Source organism: Paenibacillus sp. PsM32 (genome assembly GCF_030433815.1).
In the GTDB taxonomy this organism is placed as follows: domain Bacteria; phylum Bacillota; class Bacilli; order Paenibacillales; family Paenibacillaceae; genus Saccharibacillus; species Saccharibacillus kyungheensis.
Window position 1 is genome coordinate 246,042 of record NZ_JARUWY010000002.1, and the last position, 16,857, is coordinate 262,898.

A 16,857-nucleotide genomic window follows, 5' to 3' on the forward strand; every position below is an offset into this window, starting at 1 on the left:
TGGTGGTAAAGGTCCAATGTAGGCATCTGATACGAGTGGACATTAATATCAACATTCTAAACTAAAAAATCCCTTGAGTTTGTAACCTAAAAGACATGATTAAATGACTTTTACGTTGCATTTCTCAAGGAATTTTTTTAGTTAGTCGATCAAATCATTTTCGCTACTTTTTGCGTCTAAATATCTAATATCTGAGCAGAGTAAGCGATATCTGTAGCCACTTGGGTAACGCCAATAACTTCATTTCTATTTTTGTTCCATACTGGCATATAGGTAGCTTCTAGCCAGATTGCATTCCCTTTTGCATCTTTACGTTCGATTTTATCGTGAAATGTTTCTCCCGATAAAAAACTGTTCCAAAATTTCTCATATTTTATACTATTCGCAAATTCAGGAGTTCGTCCGTCACCATTTCAAGCTGACTCATGTCATTCATGATTTTCCTCTAATGTATGTGTACAAGCATGATACTTATTTTGGTAAAGAATCTTATCCAATCAACTCGTACTTTTGAAAACTTAGAAACAGACCATCTTCTTCTACCGTCGTTGTAATATGATCTGCTATCGCTTGCAGAGCTGGTTTGGCATTTCCCATCGCTATTCCGGTCTTGCAGTACTCTAGCATCTCCGCATCATTCATTCCATCACCGATAGCTATGATATCTTCTCGGGACATTCCTAGATGTTCAAGCAAATCTGCAATAGCTAGAGCTTTATGTATTCCAGGGATAATTAACTCTCCACTGCCTTCGCCAAATATAGGGACAGTACATTGCATCATATGAAACTTCCCTTCAAATTCTTGCTTGATCTGTTCAAAAGGAATAATCGAACTTTCTAGAAAACAGACTTTATTTACATCATCTTTGTACAGATTAGCTTCGCCATACGTTAATCCTGTGATAAAAGGATGAAGGGTTAATGCTTTCTTTTGCTGTGCAAGTGGATCATTCTCTAGATCTCCATAGATGCGTCGTTCCAAATGAGCTTCAAGCTGGCTACTCGCATAGAGAGCTGAATTGGATTCCAGATAAAAATCGATCTGATGCTGGTTAAAAAAGTCCACCATATGGCGTACATCTTCTTCTGTTACTTTTTTGTGGTATAAAATATCTTCTCCAAACTCGACATAACCTCCACCTGCTCCAATCAGTCCATCGAATCCAATCTCCCAGATACTATCGTAAATCTCAGCTTTGGAGCGACCTGTACATAGATAGAGTAAGTGTCCGTTGTTACGTGCTTGCTGACAAGCTTGTTTTGCAGACAAGGGGATATGTCCATCATCGTCTACCAGTGTGCCATCTATATCAATAAAGACTATTTTTCGGTGAGTGTTTTCTGTCATGATCTAACCTCCATAATGTGTAAAGAAATTAATTGAAGAATATACTACAAGCAGACATCTTATTTTATCTATCACTATAAATAGAACCCTGTAAGAATAAAACAAATATGCTTTAGTATTGCTTCTCTTTTACATTGTTTTGTCTGAGAACTCTAGTTTGCGTTTATTTAGCATATCGAATATTTTATCTACATTATAGTGGTATTCCGAACTTTTCGGTATTATTTGTTATTTTAGAACTATTTCCATCAATAATTGTCTTCTTTTTTCTGATATACTAAATATGTAAAAAATATATACATATAGAAAGAAGGTCTCTACTCTATGCGTGCTATTGATTATCATCACTATTTTTGGCAAGATGATAAAATTCGATTACGAGCTATCCAAGACGAAGATTGGGAAAGTCATTATATTAATCGATTTGATTCTGAAGCTAGACGATTATTAGAAACAGCGATCGAACTTCCTCCCACTGCTAGTGAAGCACAGCAATTTGTAGAAAGATTTAAAGATTTCGCTAATCAGCAATCTCGTTTGATGTTTGCTATTGATACACTCGATGGGGAACATGTTGGAGCACTCAATATGAACAGTATTGATGAACGTAATGGAACATTCAGTATTGGTATACAAATAGATAAAGATCTTCGTGGTCAAGGCTACGGTACACGAGCTATTAAAATTCTGCTTACTTACGCCTTTTTAGAACGAAGATTGAATAAGTTTAATGATTATGTATTAGAAGGCAATGAAGGCTCTATTCGTATGATGCAGAAATTAGGGTGTGTGCAAGAAGGAGTACGACGCCAAGTCATTTATACTCATGGAAAATATCAAGATTTGATATTATTTGGCTTAACCAAAGACGAATTTATTGCTTATCATAACATCTAAATAAAAAAGACCATTCTTTGTACAAGAAGTGGTCTTTTTTATTTAGAATTTAGATATTCTTATACAGCCTGTTCTAACTTCTTCAAGATATAATACTCTAATTAATAACATTCTTCATGTTCTAATATCAATTGCGCTTGCTGATCGACCGCATACCAGGTATCTACATCTTCATCATCAGTATACTTTTTCCAAGCTATATAAAAATGGAACTGGCATAGCTTATAACTTGCTATCGAAGGCAAATACATACCTATTGTATTGATATCACTAAACGTTAACTCATTCTGATCTTTGATCTGAATAGGCATAAGATTATGAGTACCACTTCGATCTTGCAAAGCTTCGGCATCCTCGGTTCCTATAGATACATAATGAGTATCGCTTTCCCAAGTGGAAGCTTCCAAATATTGACCTGTACTACTCCCACCTGTTATCCATTGCTGTTCTGCCCAATACGCTGTACATTTAAGCGATACATCATCGTTACTCACATTCATGACTCTAATCAATAGACCGCAACTACCATCTACTCGCATATGTAGAGGAAGTGGAATGATAGGATGAGCCATCATAATTTCAATAACCAATTGCTCAGATTTCCACGTATACATATAACTTCCCTGTTGTAATTGCTGGCATATATAGCTGGTATCCAGCAGATTGCCTGCTCCAATATCCAATGCTAATCGAATAAGTCCTAATGGGGTAACTACCTCTAGTGGTTGATGAATCATCTCAAGCTCATCATTCTTTTTGGATTGAAAAAGTTCCATACTTTCCATCCTTTACTCTTTAGCTTCTACGACTTCTTTTATCAATACAGGCAAGTGTTTACCTATGATTTTACGAATATCTTTTACATCAAATGAAACAATTCGGTCGCCTTCTTCTTGCACTATATCTTCTACAATTCGCGGGGTTATTTGCTTTAAGATTAATGCCATGTCTTTCATACCGTAGTCTGCTTGAAGTGAACCTTCATCTATTAATTTATAGATCCACTTTTCGACGCGCGCTCTAGTTAATACAGATTTTACAGCTTCGATTTCAGCAGATTGAAAGTTAGGGTCTTTGGGCTTTTTGATACGTTGTACTTCTTTGAATGCATCAATAACAAGCTTTACAAAGAGCTGTTTGCCATATACATCATGATAATCTACATTTTTGACAACAATACCTTCACCCTTTTTGACACCTAATGCTGTCTGTCCGATAAATGATTCTAAATGTTCCAGGGATTGATATTCTCCTTCGTAAAACACAGGAATTAAGTGTAAACCCAATCGCTCTGCTTCTTGTTTCACTTCGGTAAAATGAAGATACTTTTCGTTATCTACATCATACAGATCAAATAGAAAAAACTGTTTGGTTAGTTCTCCATAATTGATTTTATGCTTGGTAAGCCATTCACCAAAATAGACTACATCGCTTCGAAGTAAACTAGCATCCAGTGTCTGTGTCCACTCATAAAAACCTTGTAGATTATTTTGCTCGGTCAATCGCTCATTTCTTGAAAAAGCTACTACTTTGCCGTCTTCTAGCTTGAATGATCCATTGGCTCCATCTAGTTTTTCTTGAATAATAATAGGATTACCCGGTTGAAGCACATTTTCGGTCGTTTTGTGCCCCATTCTGACTACACTCATATACTTCTTCATCTCACTCATTATGTAAGCTCCTTTGGGATTAAGTCATACTACTTATATTGTATATTCTAATAAAGATACGATTCGTATTGCCTACATGCTTTTGCTATACTAATTACAATCTATTCTATATTTATACACGAAAGGAAAAAATGATGCTACCTCAAGTTGGAGATATCTATTGTGTTTTTTCTCAAAAACTACAGCAATATGTAGCCTGTCAGGTCACTCATCTTAAAGAAGGATCATCTCCAAAAGAACCTCCACTAGCCGCTATTCTAGCATTAGACTGGACAGGAGATACACTGCCTGATGAAGATACTTTACATACGATGAAGCCGTTAGTGTGCAACTCTTATTTTTGGAATGATCAATTTGATCATAACTATGTGAGTGCCAACGTGCCTCCGGAATACTCATTTGTAGGAAATATTTCTCCTCTAGTGGATCAAGAAGTAAAAAGCTACGCTGGAGGTTGGCATATCGGCAATAGCATCCATAACCAACGTCGCTGGGAACGTATTGATGTAACGAAAAGAAACCTATTCAAATCGGCTTCTCCAGATATTGAAGTAGTCGTAGGGGGTCAGACACTACCTCAAAATACGACAAGAATTAACGATCTGATCTTGCAAAAGATAGAAGATTTCTCTGAATTGGATAAGCTTCCTTGCCTGATATCGATTGAGACTGAACAAGGTACCCTAGAATTGGCACACTATATCAACCAGAATCCTCTTATTCATGAATTACAATGGAAATCTTCGATAGTGACTGAACTTGATCTCAGGCAGAGCCATTTAAATCGTTTGATGCTAGAACCAGATCATCTTATTACAATTTATCTTAATGATGATCTTATACATTTTATGCTCAATAGTGAACCTTCTCCTGATCTTCATATTCATAGTGTGTCTGATGGACGATTTATTAATTTACAATGTTGGAACCATTTTTTCCAGTTTCATGGTCTAGATCATTTAGCCGGACTATCTCTAGTTCGTATACAAGAGATAGATATCAACACTATAGTGGAACGCTTTCCTTATCTGACCGAACTGCGAGTATCAGGCAAGCCAGGTGTTGTACATCATATACAAAATCTAGCAAAACTACCTCATTTGCAAATTTTGAACACAGATGATCTATTCGGATTCGAAGCAGATGAGTTCCCATCTCCTGAGCAGTTACCCAAGCTATCGGTGTTATGGATGAGCAGTATTCCAGCCAATGTAGCCAAATCGGTCAAAACGAAGTATAAAAAAGCTGCTACTCTCGGGCTGGATCTGTCGATCACTCAACCACGCAAACCAGAATGGCTAGCTGAAAATTTACTCAACCCTTTCCGCGATTGGGATGGACGTGAACATATTTCGGCTGCAAATGCTAAGAAAGCTGCTCAATCTTATAAAAAAATGCTTACTACTACACGTATGATCGATGCATCGATTCAGGCAGATACAGTATATTCGATGTTGGAAAAAATGGTCACTGAATATACCGAAACGTTTAACAAAATGGATCGGGGTCGTGGCATTATTGACACGATTGAACGCGAAGAAATCTATACTGTGTTAGATGAACTATTAACAGAACTACAAGAACAATTAGGTGAGCAAGGCAAATTGCTTGTAGATAAAGACAGTTTGTACGAACTTTTTGATGAACTTCGAGATTTTTAAGTGTACACAACTATGACTGCTTATACGTTTTGACATACCCTAATTTGATCCCTTTGGTTACTGCTTCTAATGCTGAACTAACATGCAATTTATCAAAAATATGTTGAATATGATTGGATACAGTCCGTTTGCTAATAAACAGCGTATCGGCTACTTCTTCTCTTTTGTACCCATCGCTTAACATTTGCAAAATTTTGGTCTCTTGCTCAGTCAGTTGCTCGATCTCTTCTTCTTCATCGGGAAAATATGTACAGCCTGCATGAATATGAAGTAGGATATGTAACAACTGATCAGGAGATACATTTTTGTTGATAAATCCACGTGCTCCTGCTTTTTTCGCTTCATAACGATAGACCGGAAGGTCAAATCCTGTCAAAATCACAATATTCAAATCAGGATACTTTTTAGATACAGATTCAGCAACAATCAATCCATCCTCTTCACTAATATTGCTTAAATTGATATCTACTAACAAAATGTCTGGACGTTTTACCTCTATCATCTTCATCATTTCTGCTACTTCTTGTACCGATCGAAAGCTACTGACTTCTGAATAATCTTCAAAAGCAATTTCCAAACTTTTTGCAAATAATATATGATCATCGATTAATAAAATATTCATAAGATTGCTCACCTTTCATTTGAAGTATAATTTGAATACTCAATCCATGTGGCTTACGTATACCAAAATTCATTTCACCTTCCAACAAGGTAATCTGTTCTTGAATAGAATACAATCCTCTGTATCCCTGGCTATGCTTATATTCGGTAGGATCTAGACCGACTCCATCATCTTCTACTATTAACTCCACCTGCTCCATATGCTGTGCTAATTTGATCCAGATCTGACTTCCATGCGAATGTTTAAACGCATTAGTAGTAAGTTCTTTGATTAAGCGGTAAAAAATAAATTGATAAGGTTCAACTAAAAACAAATCATCTTTACAATTAAATTCAACTATGATCTTTTGATTGGCATGTGTCTTTTTTATAATTTGAAGCAGATTTTCATAATTTTGCTTGAGTGTTAATGAGCTGAGTAACGTTGGATGATACTCTTGCATCTGATTGCGAATTGATTTATTTAACTCTGTTAACGTATCTGTAATCATCTGTTGTACTTCCACTTTATTCGATTTGTTCATCATATTTTTGACAGCTAATAAATCTTGTAATATTTCATCATGCAGATAATTAGAAAAATTTTTTTTGAGTTGTTCTTCTTTTGCTACTTGTGCTACTCGACCGACATAAGAATCAAATTGCTTCTGGTGTGTTGATTGCTTGACTTCTAAAGACTGTTTGATTTGTTTGTAAAGCAACAGATAGTAAAAGATTGACAACCAGACTATAGAGTGAAAAACGATCATATAAAATAAAGGAGCTACTCCGAATACTTGACCGATCAACCCGACACCTATAATAGATACTACGATCATCATCCATTTGTGCAATGAACTGAGCTGTGTAAGTTGTATAAATCCTTTAGCATTATGTTGTACAATACTGTAGACTGCATATAATGGAAAAATAAAAATAAAATAGAATACAAGATTGGTAAATACATTTTTGGCTTTATCCATAAATAAAATATAAGTACCAAAAGGAATAGCTGTCATCATCAGCGCATAAGTTAGACTTTTGGATTGTTTATTCAGAAAAAACTTGATACGTTTTTTATTTTTAAATATTGTGATTACAATTAAAATTCCACTAATCACCCATTGCCAGAAAAACATGATTGAATACAGTTGCTTATTGTAAATAGAGATTAACGTTAAGAAGGAAATCACTTTTAATATCCAATCCACTTGTTTTTTATGCATATAAGCAGAATCTTGAAAAATAAAGCGTAACAAAAAACGCAATAGAGTATAAGACACAATCACATTTAAAAAGATCACTATGTAATAAAAAAATGGATCTTTACCAAACATCAAAAGAATTTGCCACGAATATAACAATAATAAATTCGCAAACTGATTTAAAATCACACTTCCTTTTACATTCGTCATTTTAATATACGATAAAACATAGATAGCCATTGATATCACCACTAGCGACATCATATTTGATACGCTACTATTCAGATGCTGAACATATTGATAATATAAAAAAAGAATAACAAATGTCTGATTAAACAAGATGAATACCTGTTGCTTTATGTACTTGTCATGCATATAGGTTACCTCTCTGCACTATGTCGTTAAAAATTATAGTCCACTTGTATAATATACCATTTATTTGTAAAAAAAAGTAAAGCCGATATCCTTAGATATCGGCTCCCTATTCTTTATTATTATACAATCACTTAACAACAAACGATAATAGAATTCGGGCAATCGTCTGTCAAAGTTGCAAGCCATCCATCGCCTGGAGCCACTGCTGCTTGTAATTCAGCTTCTGTAATATCTTCCACTGCTGACAAATCTACAAATAATTCTTTCATATTCAAACACTCCTTAGAATTGTAGTGGTGAATTACTTTGAACCATAGTGATTTCAAGTGTGTAAGTATGCAGTAAACTGCTATATTCCCTTAAGTTCCTCGCCTGACAACATACAATTAACAGCAAACAATAATGGAGTTCGGGCAATCGTCTGTCAAAGTTGCAAGCCATCCATCGCCTGGAGCCACTGCTGTTTGTAATTCAGCTTCTGTAATATCTTCCACTGCTGACAAATCTACAAATAACTCTTTCATATAGCACGCCTCCTCCCTACATCATTTGTAGTTATTAATAACTACATACTAAAAATAGCAATAATTACATATTTTAGAATGAGTAAAAAGCGCAGTTTTGTTGTTTTATTTAGAAATTATTTGTTTTTTATAGAAAAACACTATAAATAAAAAAAGAAACACACAAGTACTGTGTATTTCTTTTTCATATCTATTTTCTATATTAAATCGCAAGTAACTAAAAAATAGTATGATCGTAAGAATGATGTTATTTATAACTTCGTGCACGACGCTTACTGTAAGAAGATACATATTTTTTAGAATGTGGAGGTTGAGATATATTAGGTGTTTTAACTTTACGACCCCAGATGACTTTATAAGAAGAATACTGAGTAATCAGATAATATACTGTATAGATTACTGTAAATATACCAATCGCTACGATCTCTGGTAACCAGAATGCACTGGAATCTCCGATCAGGTTAGGCATTAATGCTTTAAAACATTCTAAAGCAAAAATGCTATGCAGACTCCCTAGAGTATAAGGAATAACTAGTGTAATAAAAATCTGATAATTAACGATCTTTTTAATTTTTGATTTACGGTATCCTAACTTTTCTAAGATTCTAAAATCATTAATTTTGGAATACGTATTTGAAATATTAGTAAAATACAAAATACTACCTGTCGAAATCAAAAAGATCGTACTTGCAAAAATACTAATCAATAATGATGAACTGTTAGCTTGTAAAAAGGTGGTTCGTTTCCCAATCGCACTTTGAAAATAAACATTATCTTTGAACAATGGACTTAACTGCGCATGTACAACAGAGTTACTACGCAATCCGTCACCATAAATACTCATAATCTGACGTGAAGGTACTCCGGTGGCTTGAATCTGCTGATACAACGCATCCGACAATACTAATGTTCCTACACTATTTGCAAAAGAGATCGTATTCTCGAGTGTAGTGTACTTAATATCCACGTCAATCGGATTGCTCTGTGGTGGTGTTAATGTATAGACTTTACCACTTTCATCTACATTATTTTGATTGTATTTGATAAAAATTGCTTGATTACCGGTTAGATCATTCATACTCTGGGCATCGCCTTGTAATACCAAAGAACGTTGATAATCGGATAATGAGATCAGATCAAAGCCTGCTTTTTCTTTGGCCCTATATTCAAAAGGTACATTTTTGGAAGAAGATTGTACTTCCAATATCGTAGTCTGCTTGGATTCGATATGATCTGTATCGGCTTGTTGCTTGACGATATCCAAAGCTTTTTGCGTCAATACTACATCTTGCATTGGAAATTCAAAGGCAGCTGGATTGGTACGTTCAATCGCTTTGACAGGATAATAAAATGTAATAACCCCTGCCCCTAATAATCCTAATGCTGCAGCAGAAATTAGCGTAGAAACAATAAGCGTTCTCGCATTACTGGTAATCCGCTGTACAAATTGAGGAATCGTGATAATCATCGTATCTCGATAAAAAGACTTTTTAGCCGCTTTGAGTTTATTTAACGTATATGGTAAAAAAGAATGAACAGACAGAATCGTTCCAACAACAACCAGTACAAATGTCAACATCGATAACGGAGCAAATCCAATCGTCACCCACAACGAATCAACTCCTCTTTTGATATCAAGTGCCAGTATATATCCAGCGACAAGAGCAACAAAACCAACAATCGCTTTCCATAATTTTAATTGAATTGGCCTCTCCCGAGTACCTTCAACTTTGACCAGATCCAGTAGAGTATGCTTACGAATAAACTTATAATTGGAAAATAACAAAACGATCAATACCAATACAACAAAAGAACTGGTTATCAGCACTGCATCACTGTTGAACCATACAATACTAGACATGTTTAACGAAACGCCAAGCCACTGAATAACGATCTGAATCAATATGACATAGAGAATACCACCCACTATAATCCCAATACCAAGTGCTAGTAAACAAATAAATATATTTTCTAAGAATAAAATCAAAATAACTTTACGTTTATTAAACCCAAGCAAAGCGTAAATACTTAATTCTTTCATTCTACGCTTCATAAAAAAAGTATTCGAATAGGACATATAAAAGAGTACAAAAGCCATCAATAATGGTAATACGACTTTGATCATGGCTTGTAACTTATTATCCCCCATTAAGCGAGACACAATCAGATCATTACTTCCAAAAGAAATAGAAAAATAAAAAATCATAAGTACAAAAGCGACCGAACCTAGATATAAAGAATAAAATGATAGATTTTTTTTCAAATTCTTTTGTACAATTCGGAATAGACTCACATATAGACCTCCTTTTAACCATATTTATCTTAGGCTTCTATACTGGCAACTGTTCGATTAGACAGAGCTGCAATCTCTTCTAATATCTCTGCGAAAAATGTTTGTCGACTTTTTTGAGCTTTTTGTAATTGCTTGATTGTCTGACCATCTTTCAAAATAATAATTCGATTAGCATAACTTGCTGAATATGCATCATGGGTTACCATTAAGATGGTCGTGTGTAACTCTTCGTTAATTTCTTTCAGCTTTTCCAATAATTCTTGTGCAGAATTAGAATCAAGAGCTCCTGTTGGCTCATCTGCAAATAAAATACTAGGATTTTTGATCATCGCTCTAGCCGCAGCAGCTCTTTGGCGTTGTCCACCTGATAATTCATTCGGATACTTGTGTAACTGATTTTCAATACCAAACCGTGTGGCTAATGCTTGAATCGAAACTTCAATTTCAGTCGGCTTCTTTTTGAGTAAAGTTAAGGGAACCGCTATATTTTCCTGAATTGTTAAGCTATCTAACAATAGATATTCTTGAAAAATAAAGCCTAAATAATCTTTGCGGAAATCGCTTGTCTGATTATCGCTCAATCGACTTATCTCTGTACCATCAATAACAATTTCCCCTTCAGAAATATGATCTATAGTCGATAACACATTCAATAATGTAGTTTTACCTGAACCTGAGGAACCCATAATACCTACAAATTCACCTTTTTGAACTTCAAGCGATATTTCATTTAACGCTTTGATATGATCGTAAGATTTGACAATATTTTTAGCGATGAGTACAGCGTTATTATTCATGATTTATTCTCCTTTACATTTCAAATGGATATCTTTTACCTTTTATACTTGTGAGCGATGAGGTAATTCAAGTGTTAGTACTGATGGGATATGATATGGATCAATTGTACGTAATAATTGATATCCAATACCTGCTAATCCAATCATCAGAGTCGGTACTTGGATCGTCTGCGGAATACCGCTATACCATTGATCGGCTTGAGCACTCTTCACTAGATCACCGACAATACGCTTAGCAGTATCTAGATGTTCGGATTGACCAAGATGTTGAGCAGATAACAATAACAGATCTATATTTCCCATCGATCCATGACACAGACAATCACTACCTCCTAATCCTTCTTGTATTGTTTTTTGAATTGCTTGTTCAATCTCAATACCTATCTGTTGTTCAGCAATAATATTACATACTTTGACTCTTGCCATACCTATACCTGGTGCACCATGACACCAGTTCACAGGTTCTGGAAAGTTTTTTTGAATACGATTTTGACGATTACGTAGATCAAACCAATTATTTTCTTCTGCAGAGTACAATCCTCGTTCATATGCAATCGCTTGATTGGCATAATGTCGAAATGTCTCAATACGAGTCTCTTCATACAACTCTGCTAATGCCCATGCTATCCCTGCATTACCATGTGACATACCTGTAAGTACACTGCCATCGCCGATCGCATTTTGCCAGCCTATACTATGGTCGTTTACTTGAGTAGCATGCTTAATCAGATGTTCTCCACATTGAATCGCTATCGATAATACTTCATCTATAACACAATCTTGATAAATTTGCAGAGCAACAATCAGTGTTCCTGCACAACCTGCCATAAGATCATATTGATCATCTTCGGCTATTTTTTTTCCACAATGTAAAATATGTTGTATTCCTTGATCTTTGAGATCTTGGCGCTCTAGCAACATCCCTAAATAGTAATAGCTATAAGCATAACTCGCTTCGCCTGTAAAAGCAGATAACGATTGTGGTTTGTTGTATAGCATCTTGTCCAGATTAACAGAGATAAGAATCTTTTCTACTACGTCCAGATAACGGACTTGTTCAGTCATCTGATACATAGTAGCGAAAAATAGTGCATTCCCCAGTAATCCCTCATACAAAGAATTATCTAGCGGATTGATAATCCATTGTGAATCATTGCCTATTGTTACATGTTGCCAGCCAATATCACCAAAATCGGTAGTCATTGTACTGATAGCAATCAATTCATCTGCTATTCTAGTTGCTTCTTCAATAAAATAAGAAGCTGTTTTCTGTTCCAAGTGATCATATGAACTGTAATCTTTTTTATATTGTTTGAGATCCCACTTTTTGATAGGAATAGCTAATGCAGTCTGAATCATCTGTACTTGATATTGTTGATCTCTGCTATCCATATTTTCAATACGCTCAATTACTCGATCTAACAATGTCGCTTGATGAAAATATTCGTATTCATTATCATGACTATCATAGATCGACGTATGATCGACGTAAGAATAAAAGTACGGAATATCCATATGCAATAAATCATTAATTTCAGCCGGAATAATAGGTAATAGACGATGATTACGACTAGAAATCGCCCACATACGATCAAATAAACGATTGCGGTATAGCGCATCTATTAAATAATTAGGACTGGTGGATGCATTTAGCAATGTACTATAATCGCTGGTATTACGGACAATCGTACGGACTTTATCTTTGGCAAAGTTCCGAATCCATCCTTGCTTTCCTATAAAATCTGACTTGTGCTGGCAAATGATCGTATAGGCTTGTTCAAATCCTTCAATGATCTGAGTTACATATTGTCTCGGATCGACTTTTACTCCATGAAGCAATGGAATATTCTTTTTGTGTGTGGTGGTATAGCTAGTACGCACCAACTTAATCTGATCGGTATAATTATGTTCAAACGCAAATTTTCCTTTGGCTATCGTTTTGTCTCCGGTTCCGGTTAGCCCACTGATATCCAGATTCGATTGTTTATCTAATTTAGCTGGGAATAAACAGGTTCGAATCACAGAATCTTTAATGTTGTATAGCACTTTTTTGTAAGCAGTATCTTCATGCAAATCTTGACTATCATAGCCTTGAAATAAAGATTCCAAATCTACAAAATACGGATTATTACCTGACATGATTACATTCTCTGCGTGCATATCGCTTCCCATTAACACATGTAATAAGCAGACATATACACCTACTTTGTAATACAATTCTTCTATTTCTGCTTCTGTTGTACTACTGACTTGTTCGATATAAGCTTGCCATCCATAATCTTCATAAGCGATTACCGGTAATGGTTTAATAGGATACTGTAGTCCATGATGATTCATATATTCGATCATCTGATTGAAGTGTGTATTCACTTGTAATGGCTTCGGTTTATATACTACTTTGCCATGTTCAAATCCGCAGATTAATACGGTCTTTTTCCCGCAGTGACTATCGCCTTTATTCATATCTATCGTTGTTAATGCTCCCAATACCCCAAATTGATCTTGAAGCTTATTAAAATCCAAAATTAAATGTTCGACAGCTTCCAGTAGAAAGTTCTTCTGTTGAATACTTTCTTCGATAATCATGCGGAACATCGTCGGATACTCATAGACCAGTTGTATAAAATACGGCTGTTGTTGCATCTTAGTACAAAAATGCTGATATCTTGCTTCCGGGGTATTGCCTGTTAGCAAAGATTGCTTGCTTAGCTTATTAATCTCTACGGTTAACACTTTCACCGATAATTTCAGTACAGTCTGTAATGTTGCTTCTAAAATTACAGATCGAACAGCTTGTTGATCTACTTTGGATGTCTGAGGTAGATCGTTATCAATGATCTGCTGAATCCAATGTAAAAATGGATATGTAAAACATAAATACGGATGGTCTGTAGGAATATGTCCTTTGATCGCATATAACACACTTTCATTGGAATTAAAATTGCTCATCAGTTGCTGTAGATCATCGATCCATTGTTGTTGATCTACTAACTCAATATCTGGAGCCAAATGATCGGTTAACGAATTGAATTCTTGTTCGGACTTACTATAACTCTCCAAAAAAGCATGTCTATACTGTACAGGTAATTGAATATATTCAGTCCATTGCTCTAATGCTTCATTCGTTGTAGACACAGGTTCTGTAATTACTCGTTCTTGTAGATACGTTGCTGTTTTTAATTTGCAAATATCTAATAAGGTCATGATGTTCTTATCCCCTTTACATTGGATTACATCTATTGCTTGCTGACATTATTATAATTGTAATTTTCTAGATTAGATTGAGTATTGAACGCACACTTATAAATGGATACATTACTGCTTTTGTAACAGACAGAACCAGTGTTGGAAGATACACTTTTCAATATAATTTAAAAATGAATACGCAAAAAAAGACTTTCCACTTCTAACGGAAAGTCTTTTTTATCATTGGATTCTATTATGTGTGTGGACACTGCGAGGTTTACAATAGCCCTTTCATTTACATCATATAGCTTATCAAAATAGAAAGTCATACCTAGATTCTGAGACTGATCTCTTCACACTGAAATGCCCAAGCTGGCAAATTCTTCTCGCAATTCTCGCTTTAATTTCACTTTTTCACTTTCTTCTAGAAAAGCAGCATGAGCTCCATTCATAGCGATTTGACCTAATTCCGATGTAGTGAACCCGAAGCGCTCTGCTAAAATACGATATTCTTTGGTCATACTTGTTCCAGATACACCAGGATTATCGGTATTTACCGTAATCATCAATCCACGTTCAAAATAATCACGAATCGGGTAGCTTTCCCAGTTGGATACCGCTTTGGTTTGAATATTGCTCACCGGACACATTTCAAGCGGAATCTGACGGGCAATCATCATATCCATAATCGCTGGTGCTTCTTGCAATCGTACGCCATGACCGATTCGAGTAGCGCCTAGATTGGAGACTGCTTCATGAATATTAGCAGCTCCTGCCGCTTCTCCAGCATGAATCGTAACTGGAATATCTCTGCGATGAGAAGCTGCAAAGATTTCACGAAACAACTCGGGTGGATATGACGCTTCATCACCGGCTAGATCGACAGCGACCAGACCTTTGCCTATATATTTTGAAGCAGCATGGATCACTTCCATATTTTGTTGATGATCATGATGACGCATGCAGATCGCGATACCACGTGCTCGCACCCCGAACTGTTGTTCACCGCGCTTCAGACCTGCAAGCACATAATGAATCACTTCTTCTGTATAAAGTCCACGTTCACGATGCAATTGAGGAGCAAAGCGAATTTCGATATATTTACAATGATGTCTGTTTGCTTTTTCCACAATTTCAAAAGCGACCCGTTCTAACGCAATAGCCGTTTGTAAAAAGCGAGTTGTAAAATGAAATTTGCTTAAATAGTCTTGCAGACTACTACAATCTTCATTTACCTGCATATGGGAGAGTAATGCATGCTTATCTGTCGTCGGCAATTGAACCCCATGACTTTCAGCTAAATCAAGTACTGTCTGCGGGCGTAAGCTTCCATCCAGATGAACATGTAAATCTATTTTAGGCAGAGAAGATATATCAATACCGTTCAGATGACTATTCATTATTATTCCCTCCTCTTATGATCAGACTCATTTTAAAATGCGTCATTTAAATGTTCATTAATATAACATATTAAGACTAAAAAGTACATATTTAATTTATTCAATGTTATATTAAATAACATATAAGAGGTTTTATATTAATTTAGCAATAATAATGTTAGACATATGGTATTAATCTATATCTTCATCATCGTCTATGTATTCATTTTCTTCAGATTCCCCTAATTCTAACCCTTGATTCACCCACCGGATAAAATGATCGGTAACATGCATTCCATCATCAGGACTCATACTTCCGCCATCCACAATCCATACGTCTTTCGCTCCTGCTTCAGCTAGCATAATTAATACTCTGCCGCCGCTATCGTCACCAACAGCTACGTATCCTTCTGCATACAGATCGGTCTCCCATGTCTGATTGCGTTCTGCAATTTGTTCTGCTCCATAGATCAATACGCCTTCATCTGTATATAATCCATCACTTTTTTTCCATAATTGTTTTAAAGCTTTGGGAAATGTCGTATTCATCCATTTCTCTGCATCACGAATCGTACTATTTTCAGCCGGTGGATAAAATTCACATGATCCTAATTGAGACAATTCTAATTCCATCTTCAACACTCCTTATTTGACTAACGGATATAAGCGATATGATCTATTATAGTATAACTATACAGACGGTTGCATCTACACATCATTACTGGAAATATTTGAATACTATCTTTTCTAGATTTCTTCATAACAGGATAGCTAATGTAATACGATGTTGTTTACTTTCTACAGGCACAGGTATTTCACCTGTTACTGGTGGGATGTCATGATAAATTAAACCTTAAATCACCTATAAGTCTGTTGTAGTGATGATCTGCCTGGGCGAAGCAATGTCTGTTATACTGTTT

Annotated in this window: 14 protein-coding genes; 2 read left to right on the forward strand and 12 right to left on the reverse strand. The window is 35.5% G+C overall.

What is annotated here, in order from left to right:
- Positions 1-489 precede the first annotated feature (489 nt).
- The gene (locus QCD85_RS06945) at positions 490-1,350 is read right to left on the reverse strand and encodes a Cof-type HAD-IIB family hydrolase (protein WP_301262084.1); all 861 of its coding nucleotides are present in this window, start codon (positions 1,348-1,350) and stop codon (positions 490-492) included.
- Positions 1,351-1,674: 324 nt separating this feature from the next.
- On the opposite strand from QCD85_RS06945, the gene QCD85_RS06950 reads away from it, so the two are divergent.
- The gene (locus QCD85_RS06950; RefSeq protein WP_301262085.1) at positions 1,675-2,247 is read left to right on the forward strand and encodes a GNAT family N-acetyltransferase; all 573 of its coding nucleotides are present in this window, start codon (positions 1,675-1,677) and stop codon (positions 2,245-2,247) included.
- 101 nt (positions 2,248-2,348) lie between these two features.
- Here the strand turns inward: QCD85_RS06950 and QCD85_RS06955 are convergent, their stop codons facing one another.
- Positions 2,349-3,023 (reverse strand): hypothetical protein, encoded by a 675-nt coding sequence (locus tag QCD85_RS06955; RefSeq protein ID WP_301262086.1) that lies wholly within the window; start codon positions 3,021-3,023, stop codon positions 2,349-2,351.
- 12 nt (positions 3,024-3,035) lie between these two features.
- Positions 3,036-3,917 carry an RNA ligase family protein gene (locus QCD85_RS06960; RefSeq protein WP_301262087.1) on the reverse strand — a complete coding sequence of 294 codons (882 nt, stop codon included), beginning with the start codon at positions 3,915-3,917 and terminating at the stop codon, positions 3,036-3,038.
- A gap of 134 nt (positions 3,918-4,051) precedes the next feature.
- On the opposite strand from QCD85_RS06960, the gene QCD85_RS06965 reads away from it, so the two are divergent.
- Complete coding sequence (locus QCD85_RS06965) at positions 4,052-5,578, forward strand: hypothetical protein (protein WP_301262088.1); 1,527 nt, start codon at positions 4,052-4,054, stop codon at positions 5,576-5,578.
- A gap of 10 nt (positions 5,579-5,588) precedes the next feature.
- Here the strand turns inward: QCD85_RS06965 and QCD85_RS06970 are convergent, their stop codons facing one another.
- The 9 genes from QCD85_RS06970 to QCD85_RS07010 form a co-directional block, all read right to left on the reverse strand.
- Entirely contained in the window at positions 5,589-6,200 is a 612-nt protein-coding gene (locus tag QCD85_RS06970; RefSeq protein WP_301262089.1) for a response regulator transcription factor, read from the reverse strand.
- Positions 6,178-7,623, reverse strand: coding sequence for an ATP-binding protein (locus QCD85_RS06975; protein ID WP_301262090.1), 1,446 nt, complete (start codon positions 7,621-7,623; stop codon positions 6,178-6,180). Before QCD85_RS06975 ends, QCD85_RS06970 begins: the two co-directional genes overlap by 23 nt.
- A gap of 266 nt (positions 7,624-7,889) precedes the next feature.
- Positions 7,890-8,027, reverse strand: coding sequence for a type A2 lanthipeptide (locus tag QCD85_RS06980; protein ID WP_301262091.1), 138 nt, complete (start codon positions 8,025-8,027; stop codon positions 7,890-7,892).
- Between the two features lie 117 nt (positions 8,028-8,144).
- Positions 8,145-8,282 (reverse strand): type A2 lanthipeptide, encoded by a 138-nt coding sequence (locus QCD85_RS06985; RefSeq protein WP_301262092.1) that lies wholly within the window; start codon positions 8,280-8,282, stop codon positions 8,145-8,147.
- A gap of 247 nt (positions 8,283-8,529) precedes the next feature.
- A complete protein-coding gene (locus QCD85_RS06990; RefSeq protein WP_301262093.1) occupies positions 8,530-10,575 on the reverse strand; it encodes an FtsX-like permease family protein in 2,046 nt (681 codons plus the stop codon).
- Between the two features lie 29 nt (positions 10,576-10,604).
- On the reverse strand, positions 10,605-11,372 hold the full coding sequence (locus QCD85_RS06995; RefSeq protein WP_301262094.1) for an ABC transporter ATP-binding protein: 768 nt from the start codon (positions 11,370-11,372) through the stop codon (positions 10,605-10,607).
- Between the two features lie 42 nt (positions 11,373-11,414).
- Complete coding sequence (locus QCD85_RS07000; protein ID WP_301262095.1) at positions 11,415-14,576, reverse strand: type 2 lanthipeptide synthetase LanM family protein; 3,162 nt, start codon at positions 14,574-14,576, stop codon at positions 11,415-11,417.
- A gap of 335 nt (positions 14,577-14,911) precedes the next feature.
- Positions 14,912-15,958 carry an adenosine deaminase gene (gene add / locus QCD85_RS07005; RefSeq protein WP_301262096.1) on the reverse strand — a complete coding sequence of 349 codons (1,047 nt, stop codon included), beginning with the start codon at positions 15,956-15,958 and terminating at the stop codon, positions 14,912-14,914.
- Positions 15,959-16,129: 171 nt separating this feature from the next.
- Positions 16,130-16,570, reverse strand: a complete 441-nt coding sequence (locus tag QCD85_RS07010; protein WP_301262097.1) for an SMI1/KNR4 family protein — start codon at positions 16,568-16,570, stop codon at positions 16,130-16,132.
- Positions 16,571-16,857 lie beyond the last annotated feature (287 nt).